17 protein-coding genes and 1 pseudogene are annotated in these 13,510 nt (G+C 60.9%); 16 read left to right on the top strand and 2 right to left on the bottom strand.

Annotated features, from left to right (window positions below; genetic code table 11):
* Positions 1–3 precede the first annotated feature (3 nt).
* Together RLEG4DRAFT_RS14515 and RLEG4DRAFT_RS14510 are read right to left on the bottom strand one after the other, a co-directional pair.
* Complete coding sequence (locus tag RLEG4DRAFT_RS14515; RefSeq protein ID WP_003577638.1) at positions 4–327, bottom strand: type II toxin-antitoxin system RelE/ParE family toxin; 324 nt, start codon at positions 325–327, stop codon at positions 4–6.
* Positions 327–608 carry a type II toxin-antitoxin system Phd/YefM family antitoxin gene (locus RLEG4DRAFT_RS14510; RefSeq protein ID WP_003577636.1) on the bottom strand — a complete coding sequence of 94 codons (282 nt, stop codon included), beginning with the start codon at positions 606–608 and terminating at the stop codon, positions 327–329. The genes RLEG4DRAFT_RS14515 and RLEG4DRAFT_RS14510 overlap by 1 nt, the downstream gene beginning before the upstream one ends.
* 218 nt (positions 609–826) lie before the next feature.
* On the opposite strand from RLEG4DRAFT_RS14510, the gene RLEG4DRAFT_RS14505 reads away from it, so the two are divergent.
* From RLEG4DRAFT_RS14505 to RLEG4DRAFT_RS14430, 16 genes and pseudogenes are all read left to right on the top strand, one after another.
* Positions 827–1,819 (top strand): MsnO8 family LLM class oxidoreductase, encoded by a 993-nt coding sequence (locus tag RLEG4DRAFT_RS14505; RefSeq protein WP_003577635.1) that lies wholly within the window; start codon positions 827–829, stop codon positions 1,817–1,819.
* A 23-nt stretch (positions 1,820–1,842) separates the two neighbouring features.
* Entirely contained in the window at positions 1,843–3,192 is a 1,350-nt protein-coding gene (locus RLEG4DRAFT_RS14500; RefSeq protein WP_003577634.1) for an LLM class flavin-dependent oxidoreductase, read from the top strand.
* 17 nt (positions 3,193–3,209) lie between these two features.
* Positions 3,210–4,409 (top strand): M20 aminoacylase family protein, encoded by a 1,200-nt coding sequence (locus RLEG4DRAFT_RS14495; RefSeq protein ID WP_003577633.1) that lies wholly within the window; start codon positions 3,210–3,212, stop codon positions 4,407–4,409.
* 8 nt (positions 4,410–4,417) lie between these two features.
* Entirely contained in the window at positions 4,418–4,969 is a 552-nt protein-coding gene (locus RLEG4DRAFT_RS14490) for a GNAT family N-acetyltransferase (RefSeq protein WP_085061903.1), read from the top strand.
* Positions 4,970–5,005: 36 nt separating this feature from the next.
* Positions 5,006–6,781, top strand: a complete 1,776-nt coding sequence (locus RLEG4DRAFT_RS52960) for an amino acid ABC transporter permease/ATP-binding protein (protein ID WP_003577631.1) — start codon at positions 5,006–5,008, stop codon at positions 6,779–6,781.
* 93 nt (positions 6,782–6,874) lie between these two features.
* The gene (locus tag RLEG4DRAFT_RS14475) at positions 6,875–7,819 is read left to right on the top strand and encodes an ABC transporter substrate-binding protein (protein ID WP_003577630.1); all 945 of its coding nucleotides are present in this window, start codon (positions 6,875–6,877) and stop codon (positions 7,817–7,819) included.
* 69 nt (positions 7,820–7,888) lie between these two features.
* Positions 7,889–8,824 carry an ABC transporter substrate-binding protein gene (locus RLEG4DRAFT_RS14470; RefSeq protein WP_003577629.1) on the top strand — a complete coding sequence of 312 codons (936 nt, stop codon included), beginning with the start codon at positions 7,889–7,891 and terminating at the stop codon, positions 8,822–8,824.
* Positions 8,825–8,841: 17 nt separating this feature from the next.
* Positions 8,842–9,874: pseudogene (locus tag RLEG4DRAFT_RS14465) on the top strand (LLM class flavin-dependent oxidoreductase).
* Positions 9,875–9,928: 54 nt separating this feature from the next.
* Positions 9,929–10,525 carry a 2-hydroxychromene-2-carboxylate isomerase gene (locus tag RLEG4DRAFT_RS14460; RefSeq protein ID WP_003577625.1) on the top strand — a complete coding sequence of 199 codons (597 nt, stop codon included), beginning with the start codon at positions 9,929–9,931 and terminating at the stop codon, positions 10,523–10,525.
* A gap of 122 nt (positions 10,526–10,647) precedes the next feature.
* On the top strand, positions 10,648–11,208 hold the full coding sequence (gene msuE, locus RLEG4DRAFT_RS14455; RefSeq protein ID WP_003577624.1) for an FMN reductase: 561 nt from the start codon (positions 10,648–10,650) through the stop codon (positions 11,206–11,208).
* Positions 11,209–11,219: 11 nt separating this feature from the next.
* Complete coding sequence (locus RLEG4DRAFT_RS14450; protein WP_125869631.1) at positions 11,220–11,426, top strand: hypothetical protein; 207 nt, start codon at positions 11,220–11,222, stop codon at positions 11,424–11,426.
* Positions 11,427–11,455: 29 nt separating this feature from the next.
* Positions 11,456–11,662 carry a hypothetical protein gene (locus RLEG4DRAFT_RS14445; protein ID WP_003577622.1) on the top strand — a complete coding sequence of 69 codons (207 nt, stop codon included), beginning with the start codon at positions 11,456–11,458 and terminating at the stop codon, positions 11,660–11,662.
* Between the two features lie 13 nt (positions 11,663–11,675).
* On the top strand, positions 11,676–11,828 hold the full coding sequence (locus tag RLEG4DRAFT_RS40835; RefSeq protein WP_003577621.1) for a hypothetical protein: 153 nt from the start codon (positions 11,676–11,678) through the stop codon (positions 11,826–11,828).
* Positions 11,825–12,406: an RBBP9/YdeN family alpha/beta hydrolase gene (locus tag RLEG4DRAFT_RS14440; protein WP_003577620.1), complete on the top strand. Its 582-nt coding sequence runs from the start codon at positions 11,825–11,827 to the stop codon at positions 12,404–12,406. Before RLEG4DRAFT_RS40835 ends, RLEG4DRAFT_RS14440 begins: the two co-directional genes overlap by 4 nt.
* Before the next feature lie 11 nt (positions 12,407–12,417).
* Positions 12,418–12,696, top strand: coding sequence for a hypothetical protein (locus RLEG4DRAFT_RS14435; RefSeq protein WP_003577619.1), 279 nt, complete (start codon positions 12,418–12,420; stop codon positions 12,694–12,696).
* Between the two features lie 33 nt (positions 12,697–12,729).
* Positions 12,730–13,500: a gamma-glutamylcyclotransferase gene (locus RLEG4DRAFT_RS14430; RefSeq protein WP_037093621.1), complete on the top strand. Its 771-nt coding sequence runs from the start codon at positions 12,730–12,732 to the stop codon at positions 13,498–13,500.
* Positions 13,501–13,510: the final 10 nt, after the last annotated feature.

Raw genomic sequence — 13,510 nt, 5'->3', positions numbered from 1 at the left:
TCTTCAGCGGATCAGCCTTCGCTCCAGAAAGGTCTGCATATCGCGACGTCCGTCTACGACGCAGTAGACGATGACGTCGGTACCCAGGATGCGATAGATCATGCGCCATGGCTTGTGGTGGAGTTCGCGATATTCTGAGATTCCGATAGTCGCCAGTTCCTTCGGAATATTTCCGCGGGCTGGGAATTCTTCGAGATCGGCGCAGGCGCTTTCGATTTCAGTTAGAACGCGTTCCGCGGTCTCGGCGCCGTTGCGGCCGGCGATGAAGCGATAGAGATCCTCGATGTCGCGTTCCGTGTCCTCGGCGAAAAGAACACGATATGCCATCAGGATTGGCCATCGGCCAGACGTTTACGGATGCGCGCGAAGGATTCAGCAACAGGGCGCAGTTTGCCCTCCTCGACCTGCCGGTTGGTCAGCGCCAGTACTTTTAGGAGCGCCAGGGTCTCCTGCGTTTCTTCATATTGTCCGACATCCTGAAGAATGGCTTTCGCTTCTCCGTGCAGCGTAATGACCACTGGCTGCGGGTTATCTTTCAGCGTCCGGATGATCTCGGGCGCATGCGCCTTGAGATAGCTGATTGGCTTGACCTGTTCTGACAGCTTCATGCGGCTCCTCCTTTCGACCAGAATATAGATCATTAAATGGTCGATTAAAAGACAACTTTCAACGTCGGTCCCGATGTTCGGGACGTCCAACTTTCCAGTTCACGCGCGGCGTTTTTTTTCACGCAGCCTCTGCGAAAGAGAATGGCATTTCTTATAACGAAGGTTGTCTACTGATTTTATAGATTAAGATTTGCAACCAGCGATCGGATCGTGATGTCATGACCTATCTCCTCAGCCTTCTCGACAAAAGCCCGATCGAACAGGGTTTCACCGCCGCCGATGCGTTGCGGGCGACGGTCAAGATTGCCGCCCGAGCCGAGGAACTCCGTTATCACCGTTTCTGGGTGGCCGAACACCATAACATGTCTAACCTGGCGAGCTCTGCGCCGGAGGCGCTGATCGCCTACCTTCTTGCCAGGACCTCCAAGATCCGGATCGGCTCCGGCGGCGTCATGCTGCAGCATTACAGCGCCTACAAGGTTGCCGAGACCTTCAATCTTCTGGCATCGCTGGCGCCCGGCCGCGTCGATCTCGGCGTCGGCAAGGCGCCGGGCGGGTTTCCGCTTTCGACGCGCGCTTTGCAGCTTGCCGTCGATCCGTCCAGGAAGCCGGATTTTGCCGACCAGCTTTCCGATCTCAACATCTATCTCGCTGCCGATCCGAATTACGACGGTGCGCAGGCGACCCCTTTCCCGCCGACGGCTCCTGAGCGTTTTCTGCTCGGCGCCAGCGTCGAAAGCGCCGAACTTGCTGCGAAGAAGGGCTGGGAGCTCGTTTTTGCCGGTCACCTGAACGGCGATCCGGACAATCTGCGCCGGACCTTCGAGGCCTATGAGCGGGCATCCGGCGGCAAACGGCCGATCCTGGCGCTCGCGGCCTTTGCCGCCGAAAGCGAGGACTATGCCCGCGAGCGCGTCGGCCAGCTGCGCATCGTCAAGGTGTTCCTGCCGAATGACCAGACCGTCAATGTCGGCAGCGAGGAGCAGGCGGCCGAATTCGCCCGCCAGGCCGGCGTCAGCGATTACCGCACCGAAGAGAAAGTGCCGAGCGTGCTGCACGGCACGGCAAAGCAGATCCGCAAGGAATTGGACGAGCTTCACCGCCGCTACGGCGTCAAGGAGTTCGTGCTCGACACGCCGGCGCTTTCGGTCGCCGAGCGCCTGGCCTCCATCGAGCTGCTCGCCGAGGAGCGGCTTTCCCTCGTCGCCTGACCATTTTCAAGGAGATCGATCCCATGGCTCAGAAACACGTCACATTTGGCATCATGCTGCAGGGTCCCGGCGGTCATATGAACGCCTGGAAGCATCCGAGCGGACCGGCGGATGCCAGTGTCAATTTCGACTTCTTCGTCAAGACGGCGCGCAAGGCGGAGGCGGCCGGAATCGCTTTCGCCTTCGTCGCCGACGGGCTCTATATCAACGAGCAGTCGATCCCGCATTTCCTCAACCGGTTCGAGCCGATCGCCATCCTCTCGGCGCTCGCCGCCTCGACGTCGAAAATCGGCCTCGTCGGCACGGTCTCGACCTCCTACAGCGATCCCTTCACCATCGCCCGCCAGTTCGCGTCGATCGATCTCATCAGCGGCGGCCGGGCAGGGTGGAATGCGGTGACCTCGCCGCTCGAAGGTTCGGGGCGCAATTACAGCCGCGAACATCCCGAACACGAACTGCGCTACGAGATCGCCGAGGACTATATAGATGCGATCAAGGGCCTGTGGGATTCCTGGGATGACGACGCTTTCGTCCGCAATCGCGAAACCGGCGTCTATGCCGACAAGACGAAGATGCATCGCCTCAACCACAAGGGCCGTTTCTTCCGTGTCGAGGGGCCGCTCAACATCAGCCGTTCAAAGCAGGGCCAGCCGGTCGTCTTCCAGGCGGGCGCTTCGGATTCCGGCATCAGGCTTGCCGGCAAACATGCCGATGCCGTCTTCACCAATGGCGGCCCGTTCGAGGAGGCACAGGCCTTCTATCGGCAGCTGAAGGACAGCGTGATTGCGCATGGCCGGCCGGCGGCGGAAGTGGGCATCTATCCCGGTATCGGGCCGATCGTCGGTGCGACGGCTGACGAGGCGGAAGCCAAGTACCAGGCGATCCGCAATCTCGTCACCATCGAGGAGGCGCTCGCCTATCTCGGCCGCTTCTTCGATCACCACGACTTTAGCGCCTATCCGCTTGATGAGGCTTTCCCGGATCTCGGCGATATCGGCAAGAACAGCTTCCGGGCGACCACCGACCGCATCAAGCGGACGGCGCGCGAAAAGGGCCTGACGCTGCGCGAGATCGCGCTCGATGTTGCGACGCCCCGCGCGGCCTTCATCGGTACGGCGGAGCATATTGCCAATGAGATCATCCGCTGGGTGGACCATGGTGCTGCCGACGGTTTTATCCTCGGTTTTCCCGTCATCGCTGAAGGCTTTGACGACTTCGCCACATACGTCCTGCCAATCCTCACGGAGCGCGGCTATTTCGATCCCGTCCTGAAGGGCGCGACGCTGCGCGATCACCTGGGGCTGCCCTTCCGTGAAAGCCGGTATGCGGTTGGCGTTGACCAGGTCGAGCACGGAAAGGCTGTCGGCGCTTGAGGCGTTGAGGAACGGTCATGGACATCATCGCTCGAAATCCGCGCAGCAACGATCCGGTCGAAAAGGGCATCGCCGCCTATCTCGACGAGATCATCGCGCTTCGCCACGACCTGCACCAATATCCCGAGCTTGCATTTCAGGAACTCAGGACTAGCAAACTCGTGGCATCCCGCCTTTCCTCCTGGGGCTACGAGGTGGCGACGGGTATTGCCGGCACCGGCATCGTCGCCAGCCTCAAGCGCGGCGAAGGCAAGAAGCGGATCGGTATCCGTGCCGATATGGATGCGCTGCCGATCGAGGAGGCGACCGGACTTGCCTATGCCAGCAGCAATCCCGGCGTCATGCATGCCTGCGGCCATGACGGACATACGTCGATCCTGCTGGCGGCCGCCCGTTATCTCTCGGAAAGCGGCAATTTCAGCGGCACGCTCCGGCTGATCTTCCAGCCCGCCGAGGAAATCGGCGCGGGCGCCCGCAAGATGATCGCGGAAGGTCTGTTCGAACGTTTTCCCGTCGACGCAATCTTCGGGCTGCACAACTGGCCGGGTGTGCCGACGGGGCAATTCGGTTTCGTCACCGGCCCGGCCATGGCTTCGGTCGATCAGGCAGTCATCAAGATCGTCGGCAAGGGTGGTCATGGCGCCGAGCCGCACCGCGCCGTCGATCCGGTGCTGGCCTCCGCCTCCTTCATCACTGCCCTGCAAAGCGTCGTCTCGCGCAATGTCGATCCGCAGGACATGGCGGTCGCGACCGTCGGCTCGATCCATGCCGGCTCGGCTTCGAACGTCATCCCCGAAAGCGTGGAGATGAAGCTCACCATGCGGGCCTTCAGCGAGACGGTTCGCCAGCTGCTGCAGGAGCGTATTCCTGCCCTTGCCCGCGCCCAGGCCGAGAGCTTCGGCGCCGAGGCGGATGTGAATTACCGCCTCGGTTTCCCGGCGCTGGTCAATCACGCCAAAGAAACGGCATTTGCCCGTGATGTCGCCTATGACGCACTCGGGCTCGCGGCGGTCGAGAAGGATTTCCGGCCGAGAACCGCGAGCGAGGATTTCGCCTTCATGCTTCAGGCCAATCCCGGCAGCTACCTTTTCGTCGGCAATGGCGACAGCGCGCCTCTCCACAGCGCCCATTACGATTTCAACGACGCGATCATCGCGCCCGCCGCCCGTTACTGGGTGCGGCTCGCCGAAACCTTTCTCACTGATGACAACGGGTGATGAACGATATGAGCGATATGTTTCTTTACACGAGCGCTCTCGATCCGCGCGCCAAGCCGCTGATCGATGAGTTGATCCACGAATATGACAGCCGCTACGGCACCTATTTCAACGCCGAAGGCGCAGCAGCCGAGCTGACCCGCTATCCGCCCGAAGCTTTTACGCCGCCTTACGGCAATTTTCTGCTGCTGATCCGCAATGGCGAAACCATCGGCGGCGGCGCCTTCAAGCATTATGACGAGCGCACGGCCGAGTTCAAACGCATCTGGACACGCTCCGACCTGCGCCGTCAGGGCCTTGCCCGCAAGGTACTGGTGGAACTGGAAACTCAGGCCGCCCGCCAAGGCTATGCCCGCATTTACCTCACGACCGGGTTTCGTCAGCCCGAGGCGGTCGGGCTCTACCTGAACTATGGCTACACCGCTCTCTTCGACACAACAGCAGATCCCGAGATCTACAAGAGCCTGCCCTTCGAGAAAGATATCACCCATCTCGCTCAGCCGGCTCGCGAAGACGAGGCCGCCGAGCCGCATTTGCGGGTGGCCGGCGCCAATTACTGAAAACGGAAAGACCGACAATCATTAAAGGGAAGCACAATGGCACTGACGACCGAACTTTCGGGCATCGAGCCCGGCAGCAGGACGGCCGAAAAGCAGGATCTTTCCCGTTACCGCATCGTGCCGGCCCGCCATCCCGGCCGTCTGGCGGGCACGATCTTCGCCGCGCTCGTTATCATCGCCGTGCTCTATTCGACCTTCACCAATCCGCGCTGGGGTTGGGGTGTCTTTGCCGAATGGTTCTTTGCCGAGCCGGTGCTCGTCGGCCTCGGCAGGACGTTGCTCTTGACCGTGCTTGCCGCCATATCCGGTTCCATTCTGGGAACGGCTCTGGCGCTTGCGCGCGTCTCCAGGTCGCCGCTGCTTTCCGGTCTTTCCTGGGGCTATATTTGGCTGTTGCGCTCGATCCCGGTCATCGTGCTGCTGCTGATATTGAATAATCTCGGCTATCTCTACGAAACGATCAAGATCGGCATTCCCTTCACCGATACGGTCTTCATCGACTATCCGACGGTGCAGCTGCTGACGCCCTTTGCCGCGGCCTTCCTCGGCCTCACGCTCAACCAGTCGGCGTTCTTCGCCGAGATCGTCCGCGGCGGTATTCTTTCGGTGGATCATGGACAGCTGGAAGCCGCCGCCGCACTCGGCTTGCCGCGCCGCCGCCAGGCTTTCCGCATCGTGCTGCCGCAGGCCATGCGCTCGATCCTGCCGACCGGCTTCAACGAACTCATCGGATTGGCGAAGAGCACATCGATGGTCTACGTGCTGGCGCTGCCGGAGCTCTTCTATACGGTGCAGGTGATCTATCGCCGCAATCTCGAAGTCATTCCGCTGCTGATGGTTGCGACCGTTTGGTATCTGATCATCATGACGGTGTTGTCGGTTGCCCAGCGCTATATCGAGCGCTATTTCTCCAAGGGCGCCGTGCGCAATCCGACACCGCTGCCCTTTCAGGCATTTTTCGAGCGCTTCCGCCGTCCGCTTCCTGTGCTCGATATGGCGACAGACGGCGTGCGTAAGGTCGGCTTCCGGGATGCAGCGGTCCTGCGGGCCGCAGGCGGCGCGGTGCGCATCCAAAACATCTCGAAGAGTTTCGGCTCTCTGAAGGTGCTCGATAAGATCGAGCTCAGCCTGCCTGCCGGCAGCGTAACCGCCATCCTTGGCCCCTCCGGCTCCGGCAAGTCGACACTTCTGCGCGCCATCAATCATCTGGAGCGAGTCGATGAGGGCTTCATCTCCGTCGACGGCGATTTCGTCGGTTACAGCAGGAAGGGCGACACGCTCTACGAGCTCAAGGAAAAGGAGATCCTCCAACGCCGCGCCGATATCGGCATGGTCTTCCAGAGCTTCAATCTCTTCCCGCATCTGACCGTGCTCGAAAACCTCATCGAGGCACCCATACAGGTTCGCGGCCTCGGCCGCGAGGATGCCGTGCAACTGGCGCAGGAGCTGCTGGCTCGCATCGGGCTCAGCGACAAGATCAATGCCTATCCGCGCCAGCTCTCCGGCGGTCAGCAGCAGCGTGTGGCGATCGCCCGCGCACTGGCGCTCCGCCCCAAGGTGCTGCTCTTCGACGAGCCGACCTCCGCACTCGATCCGGAACTCGTCGGTGAGGTGCTCGATGTCATCAAGGAACTGGCCCGCACCGGCACGACGCTCGTCATCGTCACCCATGAAATCGGTTTTGCTCGCGAAGTCGCCGATACCGTCGTCTTCATGGACAGCGGCCGTATTCTGGAGGCCGGTCCGCCGGCGCGAATCTTCACCCAAGCGGACCATCCCCGCACGCGGGAATTCCTCGCCAAGGTTCTCTAGCGCCTGATAGCGCTGGTGAAATGCCGGGCCGCGACGGGCTGCGCCGGCCGAACGACCAAGACCACAACCAGAAGATGAAATGGAGAAGGGGAAATGACATTTACAGATAGGGCAAGGCTTCTGATAGCAGGAGCCGTCACCATTGCCGCGATCGGCTTCGGTTCCGCGCAGGCACAGCAGAAATTCGATCTCAGCCCCGAGCAGCCGAACCGGCTGCGGGTGGAAGAGAACGAGAAGCGCGTTGCTGAGGTCAAGGACTTCAAGTTCGTCGAAAACGGCGTCTTCACCGTCGGCATCAGTTCGAGCGGCAATCTGCCGCTGCATGATTATGCCTCCGATTCCAAGACGGTCATCGGTTACGACGTCGATCTGGCACAGGCCATTGCCGACAGCCTGGGCCTGAAGCTCAATCTGGTTTCCGTTGCCTGGGCCGATTGGCCGCTGGGGCTGACTTCGGGCAAGTTCGACGCGGTGATCTCGAACGTGACCGTGACGGAGGAACGCAAGGAGAAATTCGATTTCTCGACTTATCGGAAGGATGAGCTCGGCTTCTACGTCAAAGCCGACAGCCCGATCACGGCGCTCAAACAGCCGAAGGATATCGCCGGTCTGAAGGTCATCACCGATGCGGGCACTAACCAGGAAAAGATCCTGCTGGAGTGGGACCGGGAAAACGTCGCGGCCGGCCTCAAACCGATCGAGGTGCAGTATTACGATGACGACGCGGTCAAGGATTTTGCCGTGCAGTCCGGCAGAGCCGACGCCGTTTTCAGCGTCAACGCGACGCAGGCCTATTCGGCGGGTATCAATGGCAAGACCAAGCTCGTCGGCACCGTCAGCGGCGGTTGGCCGATCACCGCCGAGATTGCGGTTACCACGCGCAAAGGCAGCGGCCTGGCGGCGCCCTTGACCGACGTTGTCAACGACTTGATCGCCAGCGGCGCTTACAAGAAAATTCTCGATACATGGAATCTCGGTCCGGAAGCGATCGACAAGGCTCAGACCAATCCGCCCGGCTTGCCGAAGAGTGGTTCCTGATCATTGCCATCGGGCCGGCAGCATTGCTGCCGGCCGTCCCGCAGCCTGACAATTTGGAGATTGAAGACGATGCTCGCCTTTCCGGCATTCCGGACCCTGCTGATTGCCGCCATGGCGTCCGGCCTTTCCTTTGGCGCTACTCAGGCGGCCGAAGATTTTGACCTCAGCCCGCAGCAGCCGGGCCGGCTTCATGCTGCCAGGAACGATGCGGCGATCGCGGCGATCCCTGGGGAATTCAAGTTCGTCACGCCAGGTAAATTCACCATCGCCGTCAGTCCGGGCGGTCCTCCGCTTGCGACCTATGCCACCGACGCCAAGACCGTGGTCGGCGCAGATCCAGACTATGCCTATGCCATCGCCGACAGCCTCGGCCTGACGCTGGAGATCGTGCCCGTCGCCTGGATCGACTGGCCGCTCGGCCTTGCCTCGGGCAAGTATGATGCCGTCATCTCCAATGTCGGAGTCACCGAACAGCGCAAAGAGAAGTTCGATTTCTCCACCTACCGTCAGGGCCTGCATGGCTTCTTCGTGAAATCGGACAGCCCGGTCACCTCAATCAAGGAACCCAGGGATGCCGCCGGCCTCAGGATCGTCGTCGGCGCCGGCACCAATCAGGAGCGCATCCTGGTGAAGTGGAGCGACGAAGATGTCGCCGCCGGCCTGAAGCCGATCGAGTTGCAATATTACGACGACGAGGCGACCAGCCTTCTCGCGCTGCAGTCGGGCAGGGCGGATGTCATCGTCCAGCCGCATGCGCAGCTGGTCTTCATCGCTGCGCGCGACAAGAATATCAAGCGCGTCGGCACGCTCAGCGCCGGCTGGCCTGATCGTTCCGACGTTGCGATTACCACCCGCAAGGGAAGCGGGCTCGCCGATGCGCTGACTATTGCCACCAACGGCCTGATCAAGGACGGCGCTTATGCCAGAATCCTCGACCACTGGCATCTCTCCGAGGAAGCCTTGCCGGCATCCGAGACCAATCCGCCCGGCCTGCCGAAGTATTGATCGCCGGACAAAACCAGATGAGCGGCCGCAACATATCCGTCAGCCATATTGGCTTCCTCACCCCCGGCAACTATCCCGCCAAGGATCCGTTGTCGGGATTGGAGCAGACGCTTCAGCAGCTGAAACATGGCGAGGAACTGGGCTTCGACAGTGCCTGGGTCCGCCAGCGCCACCTTGAGCCGGGGATCTCTTCCGCCAGCGCCTTTCTGGCGGCAGCCACACAGCGAACCAGCCGGATCGAGCTCGGAACGGCGGTCATTCCGATCGGTTATGAAAGCCCTCCGGCTGGCTGAAGACCTGGCGACCGTCGATGTTCTCTCCCGCGGGCGGCTGAATATCGGCGTTAGCGCCGGCCGGCCGCTGCATGCCGAGCTGATTGCTCCGCTCGTCTTCGATGGCGACTGGACGGGTTACGATTTCTCGCATGATCGCGTGCTGCGCTTTGCCGACAATCTGCGCGGCACCTATCTCGGTGATGAGCAGACTTTCATCAAGACGCCTTTCGGCCCACAGCGGCCGCGCCTGCAACCCTATGCCAAGGGCTTGATCGACCGGATCTGGTATGGCGGCGGCTCGCAGCGCTCGGCCGCTTGGGCCGGTAGAAACGATTTCAACCTGTTGACCGGCAATGTGATAACGGGGGAGGGGACGGACGATTTCTTTGTCGCCCAATCCAGGTTGATCGAAACCTTTCGCGCCGCCGGAACTGGGCGCCGCGTTGCGCTCGGCCGCGTCATCGTGCCTTTTGACAGCGCCGACAAGGCAACGCGCCGCCGTTACCGCGACTATGCCGAGGGCCGTCATGGGCGGACGCTTTCGCCGCAGGGCGAGCGGCGCACCTTGTTCGCGGGCGATGTCGTCGGCATGTCGGACGAGATATTGGAGCAGCTTTTTGCCGATCCGATCCTGCCTTCGGTCAGCGAACTGAGGCTGGAGCTTCCTTACGAATTCGAGCACGAGGAATATCGCCAGATCCTCCATGACTTCGTGACAACAATCGCACCGGAACTCGGATGGAATGCACAATCCGACATTCGGGCCGCTTCCTAGGCTGCTGCGCCGACAACCACATCCACATAAATCATTCACGAGGGACATCGGACAGTGACCAAATCGGTAGAATATTTCTTTTCGATCGGATCGCCTTGGTCCTACATCGGCTTCGACGCCTTCACCGAACTTGCAGCGAAGAACGACATCGTCATCACGCCCTATCTGACGACGGTGGTCGAGGAAAATGGCGGTATCTTCTCGCGCAACCGTCCGGAGATCCGGCGTGCTTACTGGACACGAGATCTCAAACGCTGGGCACGCGTGCGCGGTAAGGAATTGCGGCTCGAACATCGGCCGGAACTCAGCGATCCGACGCCGGCATCCCTCTTCGTGATAGCGGCCTATCTCGACGGACAGGATTGGATCGGCGTTGCTCGGGCCCTGCAACATGCCTTCTGGAGTGAGGCGAGGGATATCGGCAAGCCCGAAGTGCGCGAAGCGATCGTTACATCGGCCGGTTTCGATGGCGCAGCGCTTCTCCGGCGACAGGCTGATGACGATGTCCAGCGCAAGTGGTCGGCAGATCGCCTGCATGCGCGCGACAGCGGCGTCTTCGGCTTTCCCACCTATGTCTATGATGGCGAGAACTACTGGGGACAGGACAACCTGCCCTTTCTCGAGCGGCATCTTGGCGGCGATAAGCCTTAGGCTCTCGATCAAGCAAGCGGAAGCGAATGTTTTTTCAACGGAGCGAGCCAGGAGAAACGCACGTTCCTTTAATCTAGAGTTTTTATAGACAATAGTTGAGGCAACCACAGAGAGGAAAAACCATGTCAGGTTTCAAACTCGTCGGCATCGCCGGCAGCTTCAACCGTCCATCAAAGACACTGGCGCTCGTCCGGCATGTGGCCGACCGCGCCAGCCTCCGATACGGCTTTGCCAGCAAGACTTATGATCTCAACGATCTTGGTCCGTCGCTGGGCAGCGCCTTGTGGCGCAAGGATCTCGACGAGAAGGCCAAACGTGTCGTCGACGAGATCGTCAAAGCCGACGCCTTGATCATCGGCTCGCCGACTTACAAAGGCTCCTATCCCGGTCTGTTTAAACACCTGATCGATCTGATCGACCCGCACGAGCTTCGGGGCAAACCGATCATCATCACGGCAACGGGCGGCGGCGACCGGCATGCACTGATGGTCGAGCATCAGCTTCGGCCACTGTTCGGTTTTTTCATGGCTCATACGCTGCCGACGGCCGTTTATGCGTCCGATCGCGATTTTGCCGACTACGCCGTCGCATCCGATGCGCTTTCGAACCGCATCAGCGACGTGATCGGCGAATTGGCAGCTTTCTTTCCTGAAGCAAGACCGGCGATAGCCGCGGCCGAATAAGGATCATCACGATGGTTCGATCTCAGGAGGCTGCGATGGACGATGCGGAACGGCCGGGGTCAAGCGAGCAATTGTGGAGCGTCTTTGAATTCGCTCGACGATATCGCCTCGCCAAGCGGGAAGAGAACCGCCTGTTGATGCTCTACGGACCGACGGCATCGCTTCGCGATCTTCTTGCCAATGCGCGACGTCATTCGCGGATTTCCATGATTCCTTAGATCCTATCGGTACCTGACAGGAGGTTCGCATGAAGCTTGATTTCCACTTCTGGCTGAAACGCGCGATCGGCCGCCTCTTCGAGCCGACGGGGCGGGAACCCGTAAACGCATCGTTCTCTGGGGAGAACGGTTTATTCTCGCGGGGGAACGGCTTCTCCCGGGATGAAGAGCGGGACCGGTTCGCGCGCGAATACGAGCTGCATTATTGGGGCGCGACGCCCGGACTTTGGTATTGAGGAGGCGGGTGTGATGGCAGTTGTCGTCGGGACCGAGCTTCGTCGGGGTGGTGGGAAAAGGCCGGCTGGCAGCATCATGTCGCAGTTCGCGCACGCGGCCGGGATCTGCACGATCACCAGTTCATTCGCCTTCTTGTTCGCCCTGGTGATCGGGTTGATCCGATGAGCGACGTCCTTATTCTCCCCGGACTTTTCGGCTCGGGGGAGGGGCACTGGCAACAGCACTGGCTGCAGGATCAGCCGGGCAGTCGTTGCGTTGCCCAGGACGACTGGGATCATCCGGACCTCGACAATTGGCTGCGGCGGCTGGAAGGCGCGCTGGAAGAGGCCGGGGAGGCCTATCTGGTTGCCCATAGTCTCGGATGCCTGCTTGCCGCCCGGCTGGCAGGGCGAAGCGCTGCCCGTCGCGTGAAAGGCGCTTTGCTCGTCGCTCCATGCGATCTGCTTGCCACCGAAAACCTGCATCCCGGGCATATCTCGTTCGGTGGCATGCCGACGGCGTCTCTGCCATTTCCGAGCATTGTCGTCGGCAGCATGAACGACGCTTACATGACGGTCGATCGGTTGACCCTGTTTGGCCGCCTGTGGAAGGCCGAGACCAGGAATATCGGCCTTGCCGGGCACATCAATGTCGCCAGTGGTTTTGGCCGCTGGCGTACTGGCTATCGACTGCTGGAGGCCTTGAAGACACGCGCGGGCGATGGAAGGCGTATCGTTTCCACCCAGCCGGCTTACGCGATGTGAATGGAAGCGGAATGTCCGACATTATCGACGATCTCCTGCGCCTCAGCGAAGATCCGAATGCCGACCCGAAGAGCAGGCGCCGGCAAACCATGGAGCGGCTGGTGCAGACGCTGCTCGCCATGGCCGACGCCGAAATTGGATCGGAAGCTGAGCAGCATCGCCATTCGATCATCCATTTGACGACGATCATCCGTGACATGACCGGCAGGATCGCGGAGGCCGACGATACGACATTTTCGGCGATCGTCAGGGAAGCCGCGATGCTGCTCCGCAGCCTGCAACGGCGCTAGGCCGATGCGGCCAGATTGACGGTGTACTGAAACGTGACTGATATCACGGAGCATAAGCAGGTGACGATCCGGCGAAGCGGGGTTCGGATGTTCGGCGCAACAAGGATGGCTCTCACGGACGAACTGGTCTCGCTCAGCCTTCGCCCGGAGCTCGACCCCGGCCCCGAGCCGCACCGGACACCACTTACCGAGACGGAGCTGGAGATATTGGCCAGGCGGCTCCTCGATGAATCCGACGGCGCGCCGCTTTGGGTTTTCGCCTATGGATCATTGATATGGAAGCCGGACTTCGATGCCGTCGGTTCGCAGCGGGGCGCAGCAAGAGGGTGGCACCGGTCCTTCTGCCTGAAGATGACCCGCTGGCGGGGAACGCGGATCCAGCCCGGCCTCATGATGGCTCTTGACCGAGGCGGACGTTGCAACGGCATTCTCTTCAGGCTTGCCGACGACGATCGCCTTGGCCAGATTCGGCGGTTGATCCGCCGTGAGGTCGGCACGATCGAAGATGCGGCGACGGTTCGCTGGATTCCTGTTGAGACCGCAAACGGGTGCGTGCGTGCTCTGGTCTTTTGGGCCGGCCCGAGGGGAGAGCGCGTATCTCGCAAACTGCCGTTGGAGACGGTGGCGCGCGTGCTTGCGAGGGCATGTGGGCACATGGGCTCCTGCGCCGAATATCTCTATCTGACGGTGAAGCATCTGGAAGAACATGGCATTCGAGATCGCAATTTGTGGCGGCTTCAGGAGCTCGTCGCAGACGAGCTCCTGGCCATACATGGCCTGAACGGGGTGATGGAAAGCCGTTAAGCCGCATCCG

The organism is Rhizobium leguminosarum bv. trifolii WSM2297, from assembly GCF_000271845.1.
This window is presented reverse-complemented; position numbering and strand designations above follow the sequence as displayed.